Consider the following 17,429-nt stretch of genomic DNA (forward strand, 5'->3'; position numbering starts at 1 on the left):
TCACTCGAACAGGGAAATCGCGGTTTCGATCCGCTCGTCGTCCGCACTCCTCGCCGCGTCCTGTAGAGTTGCCCGGGGGACGGCGAGCAATCGGTCGACGAGCCGTTCGCTCAGTTTTTCGACCGCAAGCCGCTGGTCAGCCGTCAGTTCGCCGTCCTGTTGTAGCTGTGACAGCGTCCGTTCGAGTTGCTCCCGCTGAATCTTCGCACCACGGCTGTCGATCCGAGCGATCGCTTCTTCGACGTCGACAGGCGGCTCCGTGTTCTGATTCATCTGTGCCAGATGACTGTCACTGTCGCGTCGTCGGTCTCAACACTTTCGTACTCGTAGCCTCTGTCCTCGAGTTTCGGATAGAGGTGCTGTGGGGCGCGGTCGTTGAACTGGACGAGGACGATGTCGTCGTCAAGGTCCGCAAGCCGCTCTAGTGTCTGCTTGAGCGGCTTTGGCGGCCCCAGCGACTGCACATCGAGGCGTTCCGTCGGCGCGTCACCGGGCGCACCAGTTTCCGAAATCAGGGCCGCGATCTGCTCTGTTGGCTGGTGGTTCGACGTCATGTGTTTGCGTTCGGTTGTGAACGGGCCGACCCTTTCCCCGAACATATTCGGCCACATTGCCAGCAGGGACAGGGTCATACTACACAGCAATGAGCGGAATACCTGCCGACGTGGACGCAGACGCCGCCCCGCCGATGACGGTTCCGCTGCGTCATTTCGTCGTCGCGCTGGCGTTTCTGGTCGCCGGTGTCACCGTCGGCGTCGTCGAGGGTCGGGCCGGCCACCTCGCACAGGTCCACCTCCTGCTCGCGGGGTGGGTCTGTCTCACCATCATGGGCGCACTGACGCAGTTCGTTCCGGTCTGGTGTGGAATCGAACTCCATTCGCGCCGCCTCGCTGCTGCGCAGTTACCACTCGCGGCGGTCGGGATCGCGGGTCTGGCCGCTGGCTTCCTGACAGCGACTCCTGCAGTGTTGCCAGTCGCCGGAGCGTTCGCGCTGATCGGCGTCTGGACGCTCTGTTACAACATCGGACGGACGCTACTCGCTGCGGAGCCCGACGTCACGGCGATTCATTTCGGCTGGGCACTGCTGTTTTTCGCCCTCGTGACGGCTGCCGGGATCGTGCTGGCGCTGGACCACGCCGCCGGCGTCCTCCCGCTTTTGGGAATCGGCAGGCAGGGGCTCTTGCTGGCCCACGGGACACTCGCCGTGTTCGGTGCTGTCCTGACGACTGTCGCGGGCGCGCTGGCACAGCTGGCCCCGATGTTCACGCAGGCCGACACCGGCAAGGTTGACGCAGCGGTCCAGCGGGCGGAGACGGCCGTCTATCCGCTTGGGGTCCTTGCGCTCGCTGGCGGTCGGCTGATCGGGTCACCCGTTCTGGCCCGGTTCGGCGCGGTTCTCGTCGCTGCTGGCCTTGGCGTGGTGGCGGTGCTCCTGGCGCGACAGCTCGTCGGGGCGCGTGTCGAGTGGTCCCCGATGTTGACCCGATACAGCGTCGCAGCGCTGTCGCTGTTTCTCTGGGCGGGGCTGACGATGTTCGCATGGTGGAACGACCCGCTCGCGTACGCCGGGCTGCTCGGTCAGCCGTCGACAGTGCTGCTCGTCGGCGGCGTCGGCTTCGTCGTCCTCGGGACGCTGTATCACGTCGTCCCGTTCATCGTCTGGGTCCACCGGTACAGTGACCGCCTCGGCTTCGAGGACGTGCCGATGGTCGATGACCTGTACGACCACCGAATCGCGGCGATAGATGGTGTGACGCTGATAACTGCGTACGGCCTCCTCGTGAGCAGTCAGTGGCTTGAGACACCGGACGGCACGGCGTTGGTCGCCGGGGGGCTCGCGTTTTTCGGGACCGTCTTGTTCGCGGGCAACCTCGTCGCTGTCCTCGTCGAACACAGCCCGCAATCGCTGCCAACACTGCTGACCGGTCGTGAACACACACCCGCCGAGGACTCGTAACTCAGTTCGTCGTGGTCGGCTGGTCAGTGTACACCGAGTAGGTCAGAATAAAGAACCCGGCAGCGGTGAACAGCTCCTCGACAGTGACGCTCTGTGCCACCGGCATGCCGACGAACTGGTGGAGGCTCCCCCCGAGTATTGCGCCCAGTGTGACGAACCCGATACCGAGACAGAGCGCTCGCATCGCCGGTGCTCGAGTGCGGCGGTATGCGCGGTATGTCAACGTCGTCAGTATCACACCGCAGAACAGCGTGACTGTCTTCATCCCGATTAACAACACTGCGTTCGCTCCAAGCATGGCTCTGATTGACACGTCCGCATAAATATACCGTCCGTAGCGTTTCCAGTCGGTGAGAATACCAGTGTCACGACGTAATACGGACTAGTTGCCCGCTCCGAGCGAAATCGAGAACCAAGAGACGAATCTAGCACCGCGCCGCGCAGTCACTACCGAACGTATAGCGAGTACAGGATGATACCCAGGCCGATGGCCGTCAGCGAACTCGACGTGAACACGCTCACAGCGAGCAGTTGCTGGCCGAGATACCTGCCGACAAAGATGTCGAGGACACCGCCGGCAAACGCACCGAGGGTCACCACCCCGAACCCGTAGGTGAGCCACTTGTGCTGGGGGCTTTTCGTCCGGCTGTACGCCTGATACGAGTAGTACGTAATCAGTCCGCCAAGAATGAGGATCAGTGTCTTCGAGACGACGATGCCGACCTGTGAACTTGGGATGTGTACCATGGTTATGTCTCCTTTCGCACCTCAGACCAGAGGTTTTCGAGCCGTTGGTCCGGCGTCCGAGCGCGGTGTGAGATGTCGACGGTGAGCGACAGTTCCTCGTCGAGACTGATGACGACCTCCTCGAAGTCGATCGCGTACCGGCTCGCGTGTTGGCCGTCCGACCGGACTTCGACGCCCTCGTACAGCAACGAGGACTCCGTCAGTAGTTCGAGCTTTCGGTAGGTCGTCGATAGCGGTACGCCGCTCCGGTCGGATATCTCGCTCGCCGTCAACGGTTCCTCCAGTACGCTGACAATGGCGCGACAGTCCTCGTCGTCGAGTGCGTCGAGGACCGTCTGTAACTCCGGCGTCTCCTCGTCAGCGAAGGGGTCCCGGACCATCCTTGCTCGACACTGCCCGCCCAAGACGTTTAATGTAACCGACTCGGGAGCGCTTACCGCCCGACACAGCCGACGTTTCCGCCACACAGCACGCAATATATGGGGCACTTATCTGTAACCGTTCGTTCGTTCCCAGCAACTGAGAACGCTTCTGTCGGTCTGAGAACTCCCTTCGGGGGTTTATACTGTGGTATCTTATCCACAGTTGCTTATGGAAGACCAGATTGGCGCACCCGGATCGGGCATCTCCCGTCGTGACTTCGTGAAAGCCTCCGGCCTCGGTGGCACGGTCGCGCTTGCGGGCTGTACCGCCCCGGGTGAGGTTCCGACCGAAGAGTCAGTCGACACCAGCACAACTCCAGCACAATCCGACAGTGACCTCCCGACCACGTCGCCGCCTGAGATCGTCAACGTCGACGAACAGGGTGGCGAAGTGACGCTTTCCTCTGTCCCGGCCAAACACGAAGCCCATCCCGGCGAATCCATGGGCGGCCCGGTCGAACTCCCGAAGGTGTGGGCGTTCAAGGCCGACGACGGCGAACCGAGCGTCCCGGGTCCGATCCTCCGGACGACGGAGGGCGAGGACATGGAGGTCACCTTCGACAACACGGACGGCATGCGCCCGCACACGGTCCACTTCCACGCCGTCCGGAAGAAATGGGAAGACGACGGCGTCCCGACCACGACGGGCATCCGTATCGACCCCGGCGAGAAACACACCTACACCATCCCCGCGAACGTGACGGGCACGCATCTCTATCACTGCCACTACCAGACTCACCGCCACATCGACATGGGGATGTACGGCATCTTCCGCGTCGACCCGAAGGGGTACGAACCGGCCGACAAGGAGTACTTCATGACGCTGAAGGAGTGGGACTCCCGGCTCAACCGCCAGATGGCCGGCATGGACGCCAGCTACGACGTTCGCAACCGCCGCCCCGATACGTTCACAGTCAACGGCAAGTCCGCGCCGCGGACGCTGCACCCGGAGGACGGCTCGCCGATCATCGTCGAGCAGGGCGACACGGTGCGCATCCACATGTGTAACAACGGGTACATGGACCACCCGATGCACATCCACAACCACCGATTCCAGGTGACCCACAAGGACGGCGGGAAGATTCCGGAAGCCGCCCGCCACGACCAGGACATCACTAGCATCCCGCCCGCCGGTCGGCACACTATCGAGTTCGAGGCCGACGCCGACCCCGGCATCTACCTCGCGCACTGTCACAAGGTCAGCCACGCGATGAACGGGACTTCTTACCCCGGTGGGATGATCACCGGTGTCGTCTACAAGGAGGCGATGGACACCGACATCTTCAAACAGTTGATGGACTACGCCGGCTACGAAGCGTAAGACGACGTTTCGATTGGCTGCGTGAGTTGATTGGTCTTTTCGCGGGACATTCCGGCTAGATCTGAGGCACTGCGTTCCGTCCGATGGTGACAGGCGTGATCCGCCGATAAACCAGGTACTGCTATATCGAATTCTTCTGCAAATGAACTGCCATGCGTCGTCGCCAGAGCTCTTCGGTTATACGAACAGTACACTGTCGGAGTCAGCCAGAGAGGACTCCCTGGTGTGTCGAGAGAGCGTCTTAACATCAGATGTTACTCATCGAGGATGCCTCGCTGGCACCGTCCGAACTACCGAGTTCATCCCTGATTCGGGCGACGTATTCGATGAACTCCTGTGCTGTCCGCTGGCGTGGACGGTCGATATCGACAGTGAGCGTAGATCGCACAGTTCCGGAGTCGGCGTCCATGATGACCACACGATCAGCCAGGGTCACTGCTTCGTCGATGTCGTGGGTGACGAACACGACGGTCTGTTCGGTCTCACTCCAGATATCGAGGAGCTCGCCGTGCAGGTGGTCACGCGTCCGGGCGTCGACACTGGCGAACGGTTCGTCCAGCAACAGGATCTCCGGATCGACAGCGAGAGCACGAGCGATCCCGACACGCTGTTTCATTCCGCCCGACAGCTCCTTCGGATACGCGTTCTCGAAGCCCTTGAGGCCGACAAGGTCGATCAGCTCCCGGACTCGTGCCTCACAGTCCGGGCAGTTACACGCGGGGCGATCAAGGCCGAACCGGATGTTCCCACGGACGGTTCGCCAGGGGAACAGTGCGTACTCCTGGAAGACCATGCCACGGTTCAGGCCTGGATCGGTGACCGGGTCCCCATCAACCAGAACTGAACCGCTATCGGGATTTTCGAGGCCCGCGATCGCCCGCAACAGCGTGGTCTTCCCACATCCCGATGGACCGACCACACAGCAGAACTCGCCCTCTGTGACCGAGAGGGAGACTCCTTCGAGCGCTCGGGTCGACTCGTAGGACCTGCTGACGTTCCGAACGCTGATCTTCTCACTGGACTCCTGGTCGGTGGACCGTCCCCCACTCAGCGCCATGCGAGGACCCTCCGTTCGACGAGTCGGAACCCGACGTCCATACAGAGAAACGCCAGGCTGATCAGGAACATGTACGCGACGCTGGTTGCCATCGCGAGATTGTTCGAGGCGTTGATGATCTCGTAGCCGACGCCGGGCGCGCCAAACAGTTCGGCCCCGACGACGATCATCCAGCACCGACCGATGCTCGTCCGAAACCCGGTCAACAACTGAGGGGCAGCGCTCGGTAGTGCGACGAGTTTCAGCATCGAGAGGTCGCGTTCCACACCGAGCGTCGAGGCGGCATCGGTCAGCTCAGGTGAAACACCGTCCACGCCACCGTACGCCCCGTAGAAGTTGATCCAGAACGCGCCGACGAAGACGATGAACGCCGCGCCGGTATGGTGGATTCCGAACCAGACAATCGCAAAGACCACCCACGCCAGTGGGGGAATCGGTCGAAGCATCCGGACGAGCGGCTGCAACCAGTCGTCGAATGTGCTGTTCCAGCCCATCGCTAGCCCGAGACTGATACCACACCCGGCACCGAGGAGGAGGCCAGGAACGTAGTGGAACAACGTCTGTGCGAGGTGTGCGAGCCCGGTCGGCAGCAATAGGTGGGAACCCAAGATGGGGACGGCAATCGTAGTCGAAGTCACAAACAGGTCGACAAATGCGTGCGCTGCATCGAGCGGTTCCGGCACCAGATAGGACGGCTGTGTCGTCACCGCAGCGAGCCACCAGACGAGGAGGAACACGAGGAGACCGCCCAGCCCGCGCAGATACCGCTGTAGGTCACTCTCGAAACTGTTGGCGACCACCGTGTCGGGACTGTGGTTTGTTCGGTGGGTCATTCTTGAATAGCGTCGTAAGGGTCGAACGCGAAGAGGTTCTCAGTCGCGACCGGCGCTTCGATGTTTCCGACGGTTGCGACGAACGCCCCCATCGTCTCGGTCTGATCAGTGATCGCGTGGGGATCTGAAACGAACGCAGATGCCCTGGAGTCCATGGCTGCCGTGGCGAGGTCCTCACTTACCCCCGAGCCGATCACTGATGCAGCGTGGGTTGCCGCTGTATCCGGCGCGTCTGTCGTGAACTCAGTCGCCGCAGCGTGCTGTTCGACCAGCGACTGCGCGACCACGCTGTCGTTGATCACCCGCTGATTTGCGAACAACACCGTGACCGGATGGTCTTCCAGTATCTCTCCGGACCAGGCGAGTTCGCCGAAGCCCTCGTCCTGACTGATGAGCGTCGCGAACGGTTCCTGAATGATCGTCGCGTCGATGTCGCCCGACTGGATCGTCTGGACCGCCTTCGCTGGCGGGACGGTCGACTTGGCGACGACGGTGTCCATCTCCCCGATATCGAGGTCCGCTTCGATCCAGTACCGAAGCACGGTGTCGGGGACGCTCCCGTCCGGCGGGACACCGAACCGTACCTTACGGCCATACTCCTGTTCGAAGCGCTCGAATGTGGCAGCCCCTTCCTGCTCGTAGCGGGCTACCAGCTCGGTCGTCGCCATGATTTTGAAACCGTTTTTCGAATTGGCTGCAAGGATACCGGCGTTGGTGCCTCTGTCCACGAGAACCATTGCAGGGGTAATGCCGAAGAGCGCAACGTCGACATCTCCGCTGGCAAACGCCTTGACGACGCTGGGACCAGAGCTGAACCGTTCTATTGTGATGTCTGCCGGGATGTCCTCGTAGTAGCCCGCCTGCTCCATCACGTAATGCTGCATATTCGGATAGATTGGCACGTATGCGACGGTTACCGAGTCGAGTGACCCGCCGCTTTGACCGAGACAGCCAGCCATCCCCGTCACAGCAACCGTGGTCGCGCCTGCTTTCTGGAGTAGTCTTCGGCGTGAGATCTGCTTCATCGGTGTTATTAATCTAAGAGTCGATTATAATAATACCTGTGATCCAATATGATTTAGCTAATAACTCGGGAGCGGGTGAAGACATCGCCGTGTTCAGTTCGGACTCAGCGCTAAACAGACGCAGCCGATGACCGTTTGTAATCTGAGTGAATCATCACTGCCGAAACAGGAAACAGTACGCTGTATTGGGGTACCACGGTCGAGAAGCCCGAAAGTGATTTCTGCTGCAGTCGGACGGCCAATATGATGCCCCACTGCACTCCCGTCGCAGTTACTCGTGCCGCTGCCGTCTCCTCGCCAGCGTTCGCTTCGTTTCAGTGCTTGGTGACTGAGTAGTTCCCAGTAGCTGAGAACGCGCTAGCCCCGTTTTTTTGGGGGAGTCTAACAGAGGGGTATGGAAGAGTTCGACCACGAGGTAGACGCCCCGCGCGGCGCAACGAGTCGCGAGTGGGAGGTGTTCGTCCGCGAGGACACGGCGGACCCGCTCACCCACGTCGGAAGCGTCAGCGCGCCGTCCACAGACATCGCCAGAGAGCAGGCATCGTCGCTGTTCGCGCGGACTGCCGTCACGCTGTGGTTGTGTCCCGCCGACGAGACCCAGCGGTACCAGACGGACGATGCGACGCTCGGAACGGGGAACACGGGGGACGACGCCACCATGAGTGTCGACGAGATGGAATCGGAGACGCTCCGGGGTGAGAACCGATGATTTCTGTCTCGAAACTGCTCTGTGACCTCGACGCTGAAGGGGACGGCCTCCGGTACGACGCGGCCGACGAGTCGACCAAACGCCAGATCAGGGACGAGAAGCAGCGTCGGCCCGTCGTCGTCTGGAACGTCACCAAGCAGTGCAACCTCTACTGTGACCACTGTTACGCCGCCGCCGACACCGAAATCGCCGACGGGGAACTCTCGACTGCTGAGGGGAAAGCACTGCTCGATGACCTAGCGGACTACGGCGCGCCGGTGGTGCTGTTCTCCGGCGGCGAGCCGCTCGTCCGGCAGGACCTCGAAGAACTGGTCGCCTACGCGAACGAGGTCGGCGTCCGCCCGGTGCTTTCGACCAACGGGACGCTCATCACCGAGGAGCGCGCCCAGTCGCTCAAGGACGCCGGGCTGAAATACGCCGGCGTCTCAGTCGACGGCCTGCCGGAGCGAAACGACGACTTCCGTGGGGTCGACGGCGCGTTCGAGGGCGCGGTCCAGGGGATAGAGAACTGCCTGGACGCGGGACTGAAAACCGGCCTCCGGTACACAATCACCGAGCGCAACGCCGCTGATCTGGAGGGTGTTGTCGACCTGTTGACCGACGTTGGCGTGGACCGCTTCTGTTTCTACCATCTGGATTACGGCGGCCGCGGGACCGAGATTGTCGACGCCGACCTCACGCCCGAGGACCGTCGGCAGGCGGTCAAGCGGGTCTGTGACATGACTCGCGAGTACCACGACCGCGGCGAGGAGATCGAGACGCTACTGGTCGGCAACTACGCTGACGCGGCCTACCTCGTCGAGTACGCCCGCGAGCACATGAGCGAGGCACAGGCCCAGCGGGTGTACGAGTATCTGCGGGTCAACGGCGGGGACCCGACCGGCGAACGCGTCGCCGACGTGGACTACCAGGGCAACGTCCACCTCACGCAGTTCTGGCAGGGGTACTCGCTGGGGAACGTCCGCGACCGCTCGTTCGGCGCCATCTGGGAAGACGAGTCGAACCCGTTGCTTTCGGCACTCCGCAACCGCGAAGAGCACCTCACGGGCAAATGCGCCGACTGCCGCTACGCCGAGGTCTGCCGCGGGGCCTCCCGGCTCCGGGCACTCACCGTCGAAGACGACCTGTTCGCCCCGGACCCGCAGTGTTATCTGGAGGAGACGGAGATCCACGGGTCGCCGCCGTTCGATACCGGCGAGAACTCGGTGGCGAGCGGGAGCTCGGCCGACTGAGTCGGCAGCATCTAACCCCATTTTAATCCCCACCAAGCTGAGGGAGCTCACTCATTCTTGCACATCAGTAATTGCAACATGCGACCGTCGATTGACGGTCGTATCGTCGGGAAGCACACGCTCAGTCTCGTGGGACAGATGGGCGTTCTTCGGGCACTCGGCCGCCATGGACACGGCGGCCGGTTTGTTCTCTGTGAGAACGGGGGCGGACCGGGGCGTTTTTGCCCTGCCCCCCGTTATCGACACCTGTGCAGTCGGTTGAGCTACACGCGCATTCGTCGCTGTCGTACGACGGCCGGGACCCGGTCGAGCTCCTCTTAGAGCAAGCCAGCGCCGTCGGTCTGGACGCGCTGGCCGTGACTGACCACGACGAAATCGACGCCAGCCTCCGGGCGGCCGAACTTGCCCCGGAGTACGGCCTCGTCGGGATACCCGGGATGGAGGTCACATGTGCCGCCGGACACGTCCTCGCCCTGGGGATTCAAGAGGCGATTCCGCCACACCTCCCGTTCGAGGAGACGCTCGACCGCATTCGCGATCAGGGGGGACTCGCGGTCGTCCCGCATCCGTTCCAGGAGTCCCGCCACGGCGTACTGGAACACATCTCGAAGGCCGAACTCGCGACGGCCGACGCCATCGAAGTGTACAACTCGCGGCTATTGACCGGACGGTCGAACCGACAGGCCGAGCGGTTCGCTCGTCGCAAAGGGTTGCCGATGACCGCCGGCAGTGACGCCCACATCGCGGAGATGGTCGGGCAGGCAGTCACCAACGTCGGCACGGACGAACGAACGGCCGACGCGATTCTCGACGCCATCCGTGAGGGCAAGACGACCGTCGAGGGCAAGCGGACGCCGTGGCGGATTAGCTTCCGGCAGGCCGCCGGCGGAGCGAAGCGGCGCGTCAAGAACGGTATCGCGGAGCTACTCCAGTGATGCAGGGAGCCGACACGGACGCCGTCGCCGACGCCCTCGAAAGCGGCGACGCGCTGCCGGGAAGCGGCGGGTTCGCGGGCGAATTGGACGGAACGCTCCTCCGGGACGTTCTCGGGCGGTACCCGCTGTTCGTGGAGCGGACTGTTTCTGACAGGGAGCGCCTCGACCCCGAGCAGTGGAGCCACGACCCGACGGCGCTGGCCGACCCGCGGTCGTTCCCCGCCGGTCATATTCGGGACGACAACGGGACCCGACAGCGGTGGTCGTTCCCGTCGCCCGACCCGTTCAGCGACCGCGAGACAGCCATCAAGCGGGTCCGCGCCGTCGTCGAGACGAGTATCGACGCCGTCGACACCGATTCCCTCGCGATAGCGTTCTCCGGCGGCGTGGACTCGGCGCTGCTCGCGGCACGGCTCGACGCGCCGCTGTACGTCGCGGGCTTCCCCGACAGCCACGACGTTGAAGCGGCGCGGTCGGCTGCCGACCTGCTGGGAACCGAGGTTCGGGTCGTCGAACTGACCCACGACGCTATCGAGCGGGCCGTCCCCGAAATCGCACACGCCACCGGTCGAACCAACGCCATGGCGGTCCAGATTGCGCTCCCGCTGTATCTCGCCGCGGAACGGGTCGCCGCCGACGGCTTCGACCGGCTGGCGCTCGGCCAGGGAGCCGACGAGCTGTTCGGTGGCTACGCAAAAGTCGCAAAGGCCCCCGAGGACCCCCGCGTAGAAGCCGACACCGTCCGCGGGGCACAGCGGGAGGTCATCGGCTCGCTCCCCGACCAGTTGGAGCGGGACGTGCTCGCACTGCGGGCCGCCGGCGTCGAGCCGGTGACACCGCTGTTACACGACCGCGTCGTCGACGCCGCGCTCCGACTGGACGGTGATCTGCTCGTCGACGGCGAGACGCGGAAGGTCGCGCTGCGGGCGGCCGCACGCCACTCGCTTCCCGGCGAGATTGCGAACCGGGACAAGAAGGCCGCCCAGTACGGCTCACTCGCCGCCCGGGAACTCGACCGTTTGGCCCGGCAGGCCGGCTACAAGCGCCGGATGGACGACCACGTCACGCAGTACGTCGAGTCGCTCGTGGAGTGAGTCACGGCTACGGCTCGCGTACCGCTTCGATTGCCTGCTGGCCGACCTCGACCACGTCAGCCGGGAGTTCCTCGCCCCGGGCCTGCAAGTCGTCAACAGAAAACCACTCCCAGTCATCGGCCGGCTGTTCGCCCGGCCCCGGCGTGATATCGCGGCTATCCGCCCGGCCGTAGAAGATGAAATCGATGTGCTGGTGGCCGACCTCGCCCTCGGCGGTGACGTTGATGTCTTCCAGCAGGAAGTGCTGTGGCTGTGGGATGGAGCGAACCGTCTCGCTCTCGATGTCTTGCTGGGGTGCGATGAGGTCCACGTCGAGGCCCAGTTCCTCGCGCGTCTCGCGCACCGCGGCCTCGTGGGGCAGTTCGTCGCGGTCGATGTGACCGCCGGCGGGCAGCCACATGTCGAGCTTGCTGTGTTCATGCAGCGCGACGGCACCGTCGCTGACGACGTAGACAGTCGCGACAAAATGGCGAGTGGTCTCCATACCGACGGGACGGCCTAACCGGTTGTTTCGGTTACGATACCGCTCAGGGGTGGATGTTGTCCTCAGCTTCCAGCAGTTCGTGGTAGCGGTTGCGGATGGTGACCTCGGAGATGTTGGCGACCTCGCTGACCTCGCTCTGAGTCACCTTCTCGTTGGTGAGCAGCGAGGCGGCGTACACCGCAGCGGCGGCGAGACCGACCGGCGACTTCCCGGAGTGGACGCCCTCTTGCTTTGCGTTCTGAAGGAGCTGGCGGGCGCGCCGTTCGACCTCCTCGGAGAGGTCGAGGTCCGACGCGAACCGCGGGACGTAGCTCTCGGGGTCGGCCGGCTGGATTTCGAGGCTGAGTTCGCGGACCACATAACGGTAGGTCCGGGCGATTTCGTCTTTCTCGACGCGGGAAACGCCGGCAATCTCATCGAGCGAGCGCGGCGTCCCGGCCTGTCGCGCGGCGGCGTACAGCGACGCCGTCGAGACGCCTTCGATGGAGCGGCCAGGCAGCAGGTCCTCGTCCAGTGCGCGGCGGTAGATGACGCTGGCCGTCTCCCGGACGTTCTCGGGCAGTCCGAGGGCAGAGGCCATCCGGTCGATTTCGCCCAGCGCCTGTTTGAGGTTGCGCTCCTTGGAGTCACGAGTGCGGAACCGCTCGTTCCAGGTGCGCAGTCGCTGCATCTTCTCGCGCTGGCGCGAGGACAGGGAGTTACCGTAGGCGTCCTTGTCCTGCCAGCCGATGTTGGTCGACAGGCCCTTGTCGTGCATCATGTTCGTCGTCGGCGCACCGACACGGGATTTCTCGTCTTTCTCCTTCGAATCGAACGCGCGCCACTCGGGACCGGGGTCGATCTCGTCCTCCTCGACGACCAGCCCACAGTCCTCACACACCGTTTCACCGCGCTCGCTGTCGGACAGTAACGACCCGTTACACTCCGGACAGACGAGCGTCTCCGACTCCTCTTCGTCCGTCTGCTCTGTCTCCGTCTCGCGCTCGTTCGAGTATCGGCGGATGCTGGTATCGGTCATTTGTTGGGGGTGGGACAACCGGGTATCGTACCCGAAAAACGTGTTGTAGCCTATTGTTGTATCTACGGCGACTTAAAACTTTTGTCCGTTTCAGAAGTCCAATTTTCCGAAGGGGAAACAAGAGTTGGCAATTCTTGTGTATTCGCTTCCACAATTATTAACTATGCTATATATCTGCCCGGTGTTTCGAAACGCTTACCGCGCATCCAGCACTCCGGCCCGACATGAGCGACCCCGCCGTCGATCCCGAGGAGGTCCGGCACGTCGCCGACCTCGCCCGTGTCGACCTCGCAGACGACGAGATCGAGCGGTTCACCGAGCAGTTTGGCGACATCCTCGACGCGTTCGAAGCGCTCGACGACGTCCCAGAGACAGAACGGGAGGCCGACCTCTCGAACGTGATGCGCCCCGACGAGACACGCGAGAGCCTCTCGCAGGAGGACGCGCTCCGGAACGCCAGTGATACCGAAGAAGGGCAGTTCAAAGGGCCGAAGGTGTCGTAGATGACGGCGTACAACGGCTACGTCACCGACGAGACCATCGAGGGCGCGGACGACGGCCCGCTGGCGGACAAGACCGTCGCGGTCAAGGACAACATCTCTACCGAGGGCGTCCGGACGACCTGTGGCTCGGCGATGCTTTCCGACTACGTCCCGCCGTACGACGCGACGGTCGTCGAGCGGCTGAAAGACGCCGGCGCGACCATCCCCGGCAAGACGAACATGGACGAGTTCGGGATGGGGACGACCACCGAAACGTCCGCATACGGCCCCGTCGAGAACCCCGTCGCCGAGGGCCGCGTGCCGGGCGGTTCCTCCGGTGGCTCGGCCGCCGTCGTCGCTGCTGGCGATGCTGACCTCGCACTCGGCAGTGACACCGGTGGCTCCATCCGCTGTCCGGCCGCCTTCTGCGGTGTCGTCGGCATCAAGCCCACCTACGGGCTGGTCTCCCGGTACGGCCTCGTCGCCTACGCCAACAGCCTCGAACAGATCGGGCCCATCGCGCCGTCCGTGGAGGACGCCGCGGAACTGTTGGACGTCATCGCCGGACCGGACGAACACGACGCGACGACGCAGGAAGCGCCCGAGAGCGACGGCTCCTACGCGGCGGCCGCCGACGGCGACATCGACGGGCTCTCTATCGGCGTTCCGACGGAACTGCTGGACGGGGCCGACGAGGAAGTCGTCGAGACGTTCTGGGACGCGATGGACGACCTCGAAGCCCAGGGCGCGAGCTACCACGAGGTCGACCTCCCCTCGGTCGAACACGCCGTCGAGGCGTACTACGTCATCGCCATGTCGGAAGCCTCCTCGAATCTCGCGCGGTTCGACGGCGTCCGATACGGGCAATCGGGCGGCTACGACGGCAACTGGAACGAATCCTTCGCAAATGCTCGCGAAGAGGGCTTCGGTGAAGAGGTCAAGCGCCGAATTCTGCTCGGAACGTACGCCCTCTCGGCGGGCTATCACGACAAGTACTACAAGAAGGCACAGGACGCCCGCGCCTGGGTCAAGCAGGACTTCGACGAGGCGCTTGAGGACGCCGACGTGCTCGCGTCGCCAACGATGCCTGTCCCACCGATGAAACGCGGCGAGAGTTTGGACGACCCGCTCACAATGTATCTGGCCGACGCCAACACGACCCCGGTGAACCTCGCGAACCTTCCGGCTATCTCGGTTCCGGCCGGCGAGACCGGAGACGGGCTACCTGTGGGGCTGCAACTGGTCGGACCGGCGTTTGGCGAACGAGATATTATCCGGGCCGGCAGTGCACTAGCATAGGCACGCGAGTGAGCGAGGAGCGAACGAGCGCTTTTTCGCCCACGTTTTTCAAGGAGCGGTTCGCGAGCCGCGTTGCGGCGACGCGAACCCGACGCAGAAAAAGGTGGTCGTCGAACGAGAGATTATCCGGGCCGGCAGCGCACTGGCCTGAGGCCGAATCCGAGCAGCCCCGTACGCTTTTTGTTCGTCATAACGAACGAACAATTATGGCTCCCCTTCCGTCCACTACGTGGTCCCTCCGCGCACGCCTCCTCGCGCTCGTAGTGGTGCTCGTCGCCTTCGACGCCGTGGCTGTCGCCGTCGCGTACGTGCTGGGCCACGTCGCGTTCGGTCTCCTGCCGCTGGTCGGCTACGATACCGGGACGCTGTTCTGGACGATGGGGTTCGACATCGTGCCGCTGTGGCCCGTCGTCCTCGTCGGGACGCCGCTCGTCCTCGCCGTCCAGTCCATCTACGGCTACCGGATGACGCTCCGGGATTCCGGAACAACTGCGACCGAGTCCCCGGCGTCTGAGCCCGAGTCCGTCGACGCGATGCGGGCGAAGATACGGCGCAGCGAAACCGCCGACCGCCTCCGAGAACGGGTGGCTCGGCTTGCACAGACGGCGGATATGGCCACACCGGACGTGACAGTCATCGACTCCGAAACGCCCAACAGCTACGTCGCCAGCCGGCCCGGCGAGCAGACGCTGTTCGTGACCACGGCGCTCGTCGACCACCTCGACGACGCGGAACTCGACGCCGTCATCGCTCACGAACTGGCCCATCTGAAGAACGGCGACGCGTTCGTCATGACTGCGGCCGCGTTCCTCCCGACTGTCTGCGCGCTGTTCACTCGCACGCTCGGGAGAACACTGCAGTATTCGGTGCTTTGCCACTGGTTCCTCGGCGGCGACGACGAGGACGGGACGTGGGTCGCTGGCGGGAACATCCACCTCGTGATGTTGCTCTTCGCTGTCATCGCGATACCGGTCACGGCGACGCTGTATCTCGCCAGCACGGCCTGCTACCGACTCCTCTCGCGGATTCGGGAGTACGCCGCGGACGCGGGCGGTGTCGCCATCTGTGGCTCCCCGGCGGCGCTCGCCAGCGCGCTGGAGACGCTGACAGACGACCAGCGCCCGGACACGGACATCCGGACCGCCGAGACCGGCGTCCGAGAGCTCTGTGTGGTTCCACACGCCATTACGGCCGATGAGCAGACCGCACCGAACGGACGGGCCGAACGGCTCGCCCACCGGTGGCACAGCATCACCGAACGAGTCCTGCCCGGGTCGCATCCAGACGCCGACGACCGTATCGCTGCACTGGCGGAGCGACAGTCCGCCCTCGACCGGCGCGGGCAATCGTGACGAAGGGGTACAGTTTACTCGCCGGCGGCCCGAGAGAGCGTATGAGCGACGACGCCGAGGGGCGACTCAGCTGGCTCCACTGGCCGACAGTCCTGAAGGGGCTGGCACTGGGAATCGGGGCCGGCCTGATACTGGCCGTCTCGCTGGGTGATTTCTATCTCGGCCTGGCGCTGGGGACGCTGAACGGGCTGGCCTTCGGTATCGGCTGGTCGCACTCGCGGGCCTGAGTTGGGCCGGCAAGCGCTACAGCACGCTGTCGTACACGTCGGCCAGTTTGTCGATGGCGTGCTCGACGCTGATCACGCCTCGCCGGGCAAGACAGCGCTCCCGAAGCCGTTCCTGATCGTCCAGCACGCGCTCGATAGCCCGTCGGAAGCCGTCGATGTCGCCCTCGTCGTAGGAGTAGCCGGTCTCGCCGTCCTCGATGGTGTCGCTGAGCGCGCCGGCGTCGACGCCCGCAACCGGCGTGCCACAGCAGTTGGCCTCAAGGGCGACCAGACCCTGCGTCTCGACGGGACTGGGGAACGCGAACACGTCTAGGGTAGTGTACAGTTCGGGGAGTTCCGTCCGGTCCAGAAAGCCGAGAAAGCGCACGTCGACGTCGCTGTGTTCGGCCGTCGCTTCGAGTGATTCACGGGCCGGGCCGTCACCGCCGAACACGACAGTCACGTCCAACCCCTCGCAGGCCGTGATGATGTCTTCCAAGCACTTCTCGTAGCCGTGGCGGCCGGTGTAGCCGACGATAGGGCTATCGGGGAGGTCGTAGCGGTCCCGGAAGTCGGCCGTGTCGACCGGTTCGAACACGGTCGTGTCGACGCCGTTCGGAACGACCGTCACCGTCGTATCGAGGCCGATAGCCTCTCGGAGGTGAGTCGCCGCGCGCTCGCTTGGCGCGATCACGGTGTCGGCTCGGCCCAGGAACCAGCGTTCGTAGCTCTCGGCGCTGGAGCGGACCGCTGACTCGACAGCGCCGTTGAAGGAGACGTACTCGGCGTACTCGCTCGTCGGCGTGTGATACGACGCGACGAACGGGATATCGAGTTTGCCCGCGAGTCGCTGGCCCGCCATCCCGAGGCTGAACGGAGTGTGGGCGTGGACCAGTTCGGCGTCCCGGACGCCCTTCGGTATCTGTGGCATGCCCAGGCGAAACCCCTCGTAGAAGGGGAACGGAAGGCTCCGGACCGGATACTCGTTCTCGGACGGGTCGTGATTGCTCTTCGGATAGACCACGCCCATGCGACCGCCGCGGTCGCGCCAGCGGTCCCGCCACGTCTGGACCGTGTAGGTCACCCCATTGACGGTCGGCAAGTACGTGTCGGTGAACGTCGCGACGTGCGGCAGTGTCATCGCCGCGGCGTAGCAGGACCAGGCCTTAAACCGTTGCCATTGGCACGCCATAAGTCAGACAGTTGTCACTCGCTGGCGGGTGCCAGAGTTCTTTTGGGGGACCGTGGCACAGTTG

General features: G+C 63.9%; 21 protein-coding genes. 10 read left to right on the top strand and 11 right to left on the bottom strand.

Going from position 1 to position 17,429, the window contains the following annotated elements; all coding sequences use genetic code 11:
* Positions 1–273 carry a glutamyl-tRNAGlu reductase gene (locus C442_RS18715; protein ID WP_008313175.1) on the bottom strand — a complete coding sequence of 91 codons (273 nt, stop codon included), beginning with the start codon at positions 271–273 and terminating at the stop codon, positions 1–3.
* Complete coding sequence (locus C442_RS18720) at positions 270–554, bottom strand: DUF2249 domain-containing protein (protein ID WP_014040729.1); 285 nt, start codon at positions 552–554, stop codon at positions 270–272. Before C442_RS18720 ends, C442_RS18715 begins: the two co-directional genes overlap by 4 nt.
* Before the next feature lie 89 nt (positions 555–643).
* Between C442_RS18720 and C442_RS18725 the strand changes: the two genes are divergently transcribed.
* Positions 644–1,957, top strand: a complete 1,314-nt coding sequence (locus C442_RS18725) for a hypothetical protein (RefSeq protein ID WP_008313179.1) — start codon at positions 644–646, stop codon at positions 1,955–1,957.
* Between the two features lies 1 nt (position 1,958).
* Here C442_RS18725 and C442_RS18730 read toward each other — a convergent pair whose 3' ends face one another.
* The 3 genes from C442_RS18730 to C442_RS18740 all read right to left on the bottom strand — a co-directional run bounded on the left by C442_RS18730 (position 1,959) and on the right by C442_RS18740 (position 3,084).
* A complete protein-coding gene (locus tag C442_RS18730) occupies positions 1,959–2,255 on the bottom strand; it encodes a DUF7521 family protein (RefSeq protein ID WP_023843329.1) in 297 nt (98 codons plus the stop codon).
* A 149-nt stretch (positions 2,256–2,404) separates the two neighbouring features.
* Complete coding sequence (locus C442_RS18735) at positions 2,405–2,704, bottom strand: DUF7521 family protein (RefSeq protein ID WP_008313181.1); 300 nt, start codon at positions 2,702–2,704, stop codon at positions 2,405–2,407.
* 2 nt (positions 2,705–2,706) lie between these two features.
* Positions 2,707–3,084 carry a helix-turn-helix domain-containing protein gene (locus tag C442_RS18740; RefSeq protein ID WP_004591803.1) on the bottom strand — a complete coding sequence of 126 codons (378 nt, stop codon included), beginning with the start codon at positions 3,082–3,084 and terminating at the stop codon, positions 2,707–2,709.
* 211 nt (positions 3,085–3,295) lie between these two features.
* Here C442_RS18740 and C442_RS18745 point away from each other — a divergent pair, with 211 nt between their 5' ends.
* Positions 3,296–4,447: a multicopper oxidase domain-containing protein gene (locus C442_RS18745; protein WP_008313182.1), complete on the top strand. Its 1,152-nt coding sequence runs from the start codon at positions 3,296–3,298 to the stop codon at positions 4,445–4,447.
* 247 nt (positions 4,448–4,694) lie between these two features.
* Here the strand turns inward: C442_RS18745 and C442_RS18750 are convergent, their stop codons facing one another.
* The 3 genes from C442_RS18750 to C442_RS18760 are packed head-to-tail and all read right to left on the bottom strand — an operon-like array spanning position 4,695 to position 7,362.
* Entirely contained in the window at positions 4,695–5,504 is an 810-nt protein-coding gene (locus C442_RS18750; RefSeq protein WP_008313183.1) for an ABC transporter ATP-binding protein, read from the bottom strand.
* Positions 5,495–6,337: an ABC transporter permease gene (locus tag C442_RS18755; RefSeq protein ID WP_008313184.1), complete on the bottom strand. Its 843-nt coding sequence runs from the start codon at positions 6,335–6,337 to the stop codon at positions 5,495–5,497. Before C442_RS18755 ends, C442_RS18750 begins: the two co-directional genes overlap by 10 nt.
* A complete protein-coding gene (locus tag C442_RS18760) occupies positions 6,334–7,362 on the bottom strand; it encodes an ABC transporter substrate-binding protein (RefSeq protein WP_080504343.1) in 1,029 nt (342 codons plus the stop codon). The genes C442_RS18755 and C442_RS18760 overlap by 4 nt, the downstream gene beginning before the upstream one ends.
* A gap of 394 nt (positions 7,363–7,756) precedes the next feature.
* On the opposite strand from C442_RS18760, the gene C442_RS18765 reads away from it, so the two are divergent.
* The 4 genes from C442_RS18765 (at position 7,757) to C442_RS18780 (ending at position 11,332) form a co-directional block, all read left to right on the top strand.
* Positions 7,757–8,071 carry an Htur_1727 family rSAM-partnered candidate RiPP gene (locus C442_RS18765; protein WP_008313186.1) on the top strand — a complete coding sequence of 105 codons (315 nt, stop codon included), beginning with the start codon at positions 7,757–7,759 and terminating at the stop codon, positions 8,069–8,071.
* Entirely contained in the window at positions 8,068–9,303 is a 1,236-nt protein-coding gene (locus C442_RS18770) for a TIGR04347 family pseudo-SAM/SPASM protein (RefSeq protein WP_008313188.1), read from the top strand. The genes C442_RS18765 and C442_RS18770 overlap by 4 nt, the downstream gene beginning before the upstream one ends.
* A gap of 248 nt (positions 9,304–9,551) precedes the next feature.
* On the top strand, positions 9,552–10,238 hold the full coding sequence (locus C442_RS18775; protein ID WP_008313190.1) for a PHP domain-containing protein: 687 nt from the start codon (positions 9,552–9,554) through the stop codon (positions 10,236–10,238).
* On the top strand, positions 10,238–11,332 hold the full coding sequence (locus C442_RS18780) for an asparagine synthase C-terminal domain-containing protein (protein ID WP_008313192.1): 1,095 nt from the start codon (positions 10,238–10,240) through the stop codon (positions 11,330–11,332). Before C442_RS18775 ends, C442_RS18780 begins: the two co-directional genes overlap by 1 nt.
* Before the next feature lie 7 nt (positions 11,333–11,339).
* Here C442_RS18780 and C442_RS18785 read toward each other — a convergent pair whose 3' ends face one another.
* Positions 11,340–11,816, bottom strand: a complete 477-nt coding sequence (locus C442_RS18785; RefSeq protein WP_008313194.1) for an NUDIX hydrolase — start codon at positions 11,814–11,816, stop codon at positions 11,340–11,342.
* Positions 11,817–11,859: 43 nt separating this feature from the next.
* Positions 11,860–12,834 (bottom strand): transcription initiation factor IIB, encoded by a 975-nt coding sequence (locus tag C442_RS18790; RefSeq protein ID WP_008313196.1) that lies wholly within the window; start codon positions 12,832–12,834, stop codon positions 11,860–11,862.
* 224 nt (positions 12,835–13,058) lie between these two features.
* On the opposite strand from C442_RS18790, the gene gatC reads away from it, so the two are divergent.
* The 4 genes from gatC (at position 13,059) to C442_RS18810 (ending at position 16,194) form a co-directional block, all read left to right on the top strand.
* Positions 13,059–13,337, top strand: coding sequence for an Asp-tRNA(Asn)/Glu-tRNA(Gln) amidotransferase subunit GatC (gatC, locus tag C442_RS18795; RefSeq protein WP_008313198.1), 279 nt, complete (start codon positions 13,059–13,061; stop codon positions 13,335–13,337).
* A complete protein-coding gene (gene gatA, locus C442_RS18800) occupies positions 13,338–14,615 on the top strand; it encodes an Asp-tRNA(Asn)/Glu-tRNA(Gln) amidotransferase subunit GatA (protein ID WP_008313199.1) in 1,278 nt (425 codons plus the stop codon). It begins immediately after the preceding gene.
* 206 nt (positions 14,616–14,821) lie between these two features.
* Positions 14,822–15,967 (top strand): M48 family metallopeptidase, encoded by a 1,146-nt coding sequence (locus C442_RS18805; RefSeq protein ID WP_049943104.1) that lies wholly within the window; start codon positions 14,822–14,824, stop codon positions 15,965–15,967.
* Positions 15,968–16,008: 41 nt separating this feature from the next.
* Positions 16,009–16,194: a hypothetical protein gene (locus tag C442_RS18810; RefSeq protein ID WP_008313204.1), complete on the top strand. Its 186-nt coding sequence runs from the start codon at positions 16,009–16,011 to the stop codon at positions 16,192–16,194.
* A gap of 16 nt (positions 16,195–16,210) precedes the next feature.
* Here C442_RS18810 and C442_RS18815 read toward each other — a convergent pair whose 3' ends face one another.
* Complete coding sequence (locus C442_RS18815) at positions 16,211–17,314, bottom strand: glycosyltransferase (RefSeq protein ID WP_008313206.1); 1,104 nt, start codon at positions 17,312–17,314, stop codon at positions 16,211–16,213.
* Between the last annotated feature and the right edge of the window lie 115 nt (positions 17,315–17,429).

The sequence above is a fragment of the Haloarcula amylolytica JCM 13557 genome (assembly GCF_000336615.1).
Lineage (GTDB): Archaea > Halobacteriota > Halobacteria > Halobacteriales > Haloarculaceae > Haloarcula > Haloarcula amylolytica.

What these genes read in the sequence shown, in the direction of transcription:
- C442_RS18735 (WP_008313181.1), bottom strand. Translation starts at nt 2,704, where the DNA reads ATGGTACACATCCCAAGTTCACAGGTCGGCATCGTCGTCTCGAAGACA.
- C442_RS18780 (WP_008313192.1), top strand. Translation starts at nt 10,238, where the DNA reads ATGCAGGGAGCCGACACGGACGCCGTCGCCGACGCCCTCGAAAGCGGC.
- C442_RS18785 (WP_008313194.1), bottom strand. Translation starts at nt 11,816, where the DNA reads ATGGAGACCACTCGCCATTTTGTCGCGACTGTCTACGTCGTCAGCGAC.
- C442_RS18740 (WP_004591803.1), bottom strand. Translation starts at nt 3,084, where the DNA reads ATGGTCCGGGACCCCTTCGCTGACGAGGAGACGCCGGAGTTACAGACG.
- C442_RS18790 (WP_008313196.1), bottom strand. Translation starts at nt 12,834, where the DNA reads ATGACCGATACCAGCATCCGCCGATACTCGAACGAGCGCGAGACGGAG.
- C442_RS18765 (WP_008313186.1), top strand. Translation starts at nt 7,757, where the DNA reads ATGGAAGAGTTCGACCACGAGGTAGACGCCCCGCGCGGCGCAACGAGT.
- C442_RS18745 (WP_008313182.1), top strand. Translation starts at nt 3,296, where the DNA reads ATGGAAGACCAGATTGGCGCACCCGGATCGGGCATCTCCCGTCGTGAC.
- C442_RS18810 (WP_008313204.1), top strand. Translation starts at nt 16,009, where the DNA reads ATGAGCGACGACGCCGAGGGGCGACTCAGCTGGCTCCACTGGCCGACA.
- C442_RS18815 (WP_008313206.1), bottom strand. Translation starts at nt 17,314, where the DNA reads ATGACACTGCCGCACGTCGCGACGTTCACCGACACGTACTTGCCGACC.
- C442_RS18805 (WP_049943104.1), top strand. Translation starts at nt 14,822, where the DNA reads ATGGCTCCCCTTCCGTCCACTACGTGGTCCCTCCGCGCACGCCTCCTC.
- gatC (WP_008313198.1), top strand. Translation starts at nt 13,059, where the DNA reads ATGAGCGACCCCGCCGTCGATCCCGAGGAGGTCCGGCACGTCGCCGAC.
- C442_RS18725 (WP_008313179.1), top strand. Translation starts at nt 644, where the DNA reads ATGAGCGGAATACCTGCCGACGTGGACGCAGACGCCGCCCCGCCGATG.
- C442_RS18730 (WP_023843329.1), bottom strand. Translation starts at nt 2,255, where the DNA reads ATGCTTGGAGCGAACGCAGTGTTGTTAATCGGGATGAAGACAGTCACG.
- C442_RS18720 (WP_014040729.1), bottom strand. Translation starts at nt 554, where the DNA reads ATGACGTCGAACCACCAGCCAACAGAGCAGATCGCGGCCCTGATTTCG.
- C442_RS18770 (WP_008313188.1), top strand. Translation starts at nt 8,068, where the DNA reads ATGATTTCTGTCTCGAAACTGCTCTGTGACCTCGACGCTGAAGGGGAC.
- gatA (WP_008313199.1), top strand. Translation starts at nt 13,338, where the DNA reads ATGACGGCGTACAACGGCTACGTCACCGACGAGACCATCGAGGGCGCG.
- C442_RS18715 (WP_008313175.1), bottom strand. Translation starts at nt 273, where the DNA reads ATGAATCAGAACACGGAGCCGCCTGTCGACGTCGAAGAAGCGATCGCT.
- C442_RS18760 (WP_080504343.1), bottom strand. Translation starts at nt 7,362, where the DNA reads ATGAAGCAGATCTCACGCCGAAGACTACTCCAGAAAGCAGGCGCGACC.
- C442_RS18750 (WP_008313183.1), bottom strand. Translation starts at nt 5,504, where the DNA reads ATGGCGCTGAGTGGGGGACGGTCCACCGACCAGGAGTCCAGTGAGAAG.
- C442_RS18755 (WP_008313184.1), bottom strand. Translation starts at nt 6,337, where the DNA reads ATGACCCACCGAACAAACCACAGTCCCGACACGGTGGTCGCCAACAGT.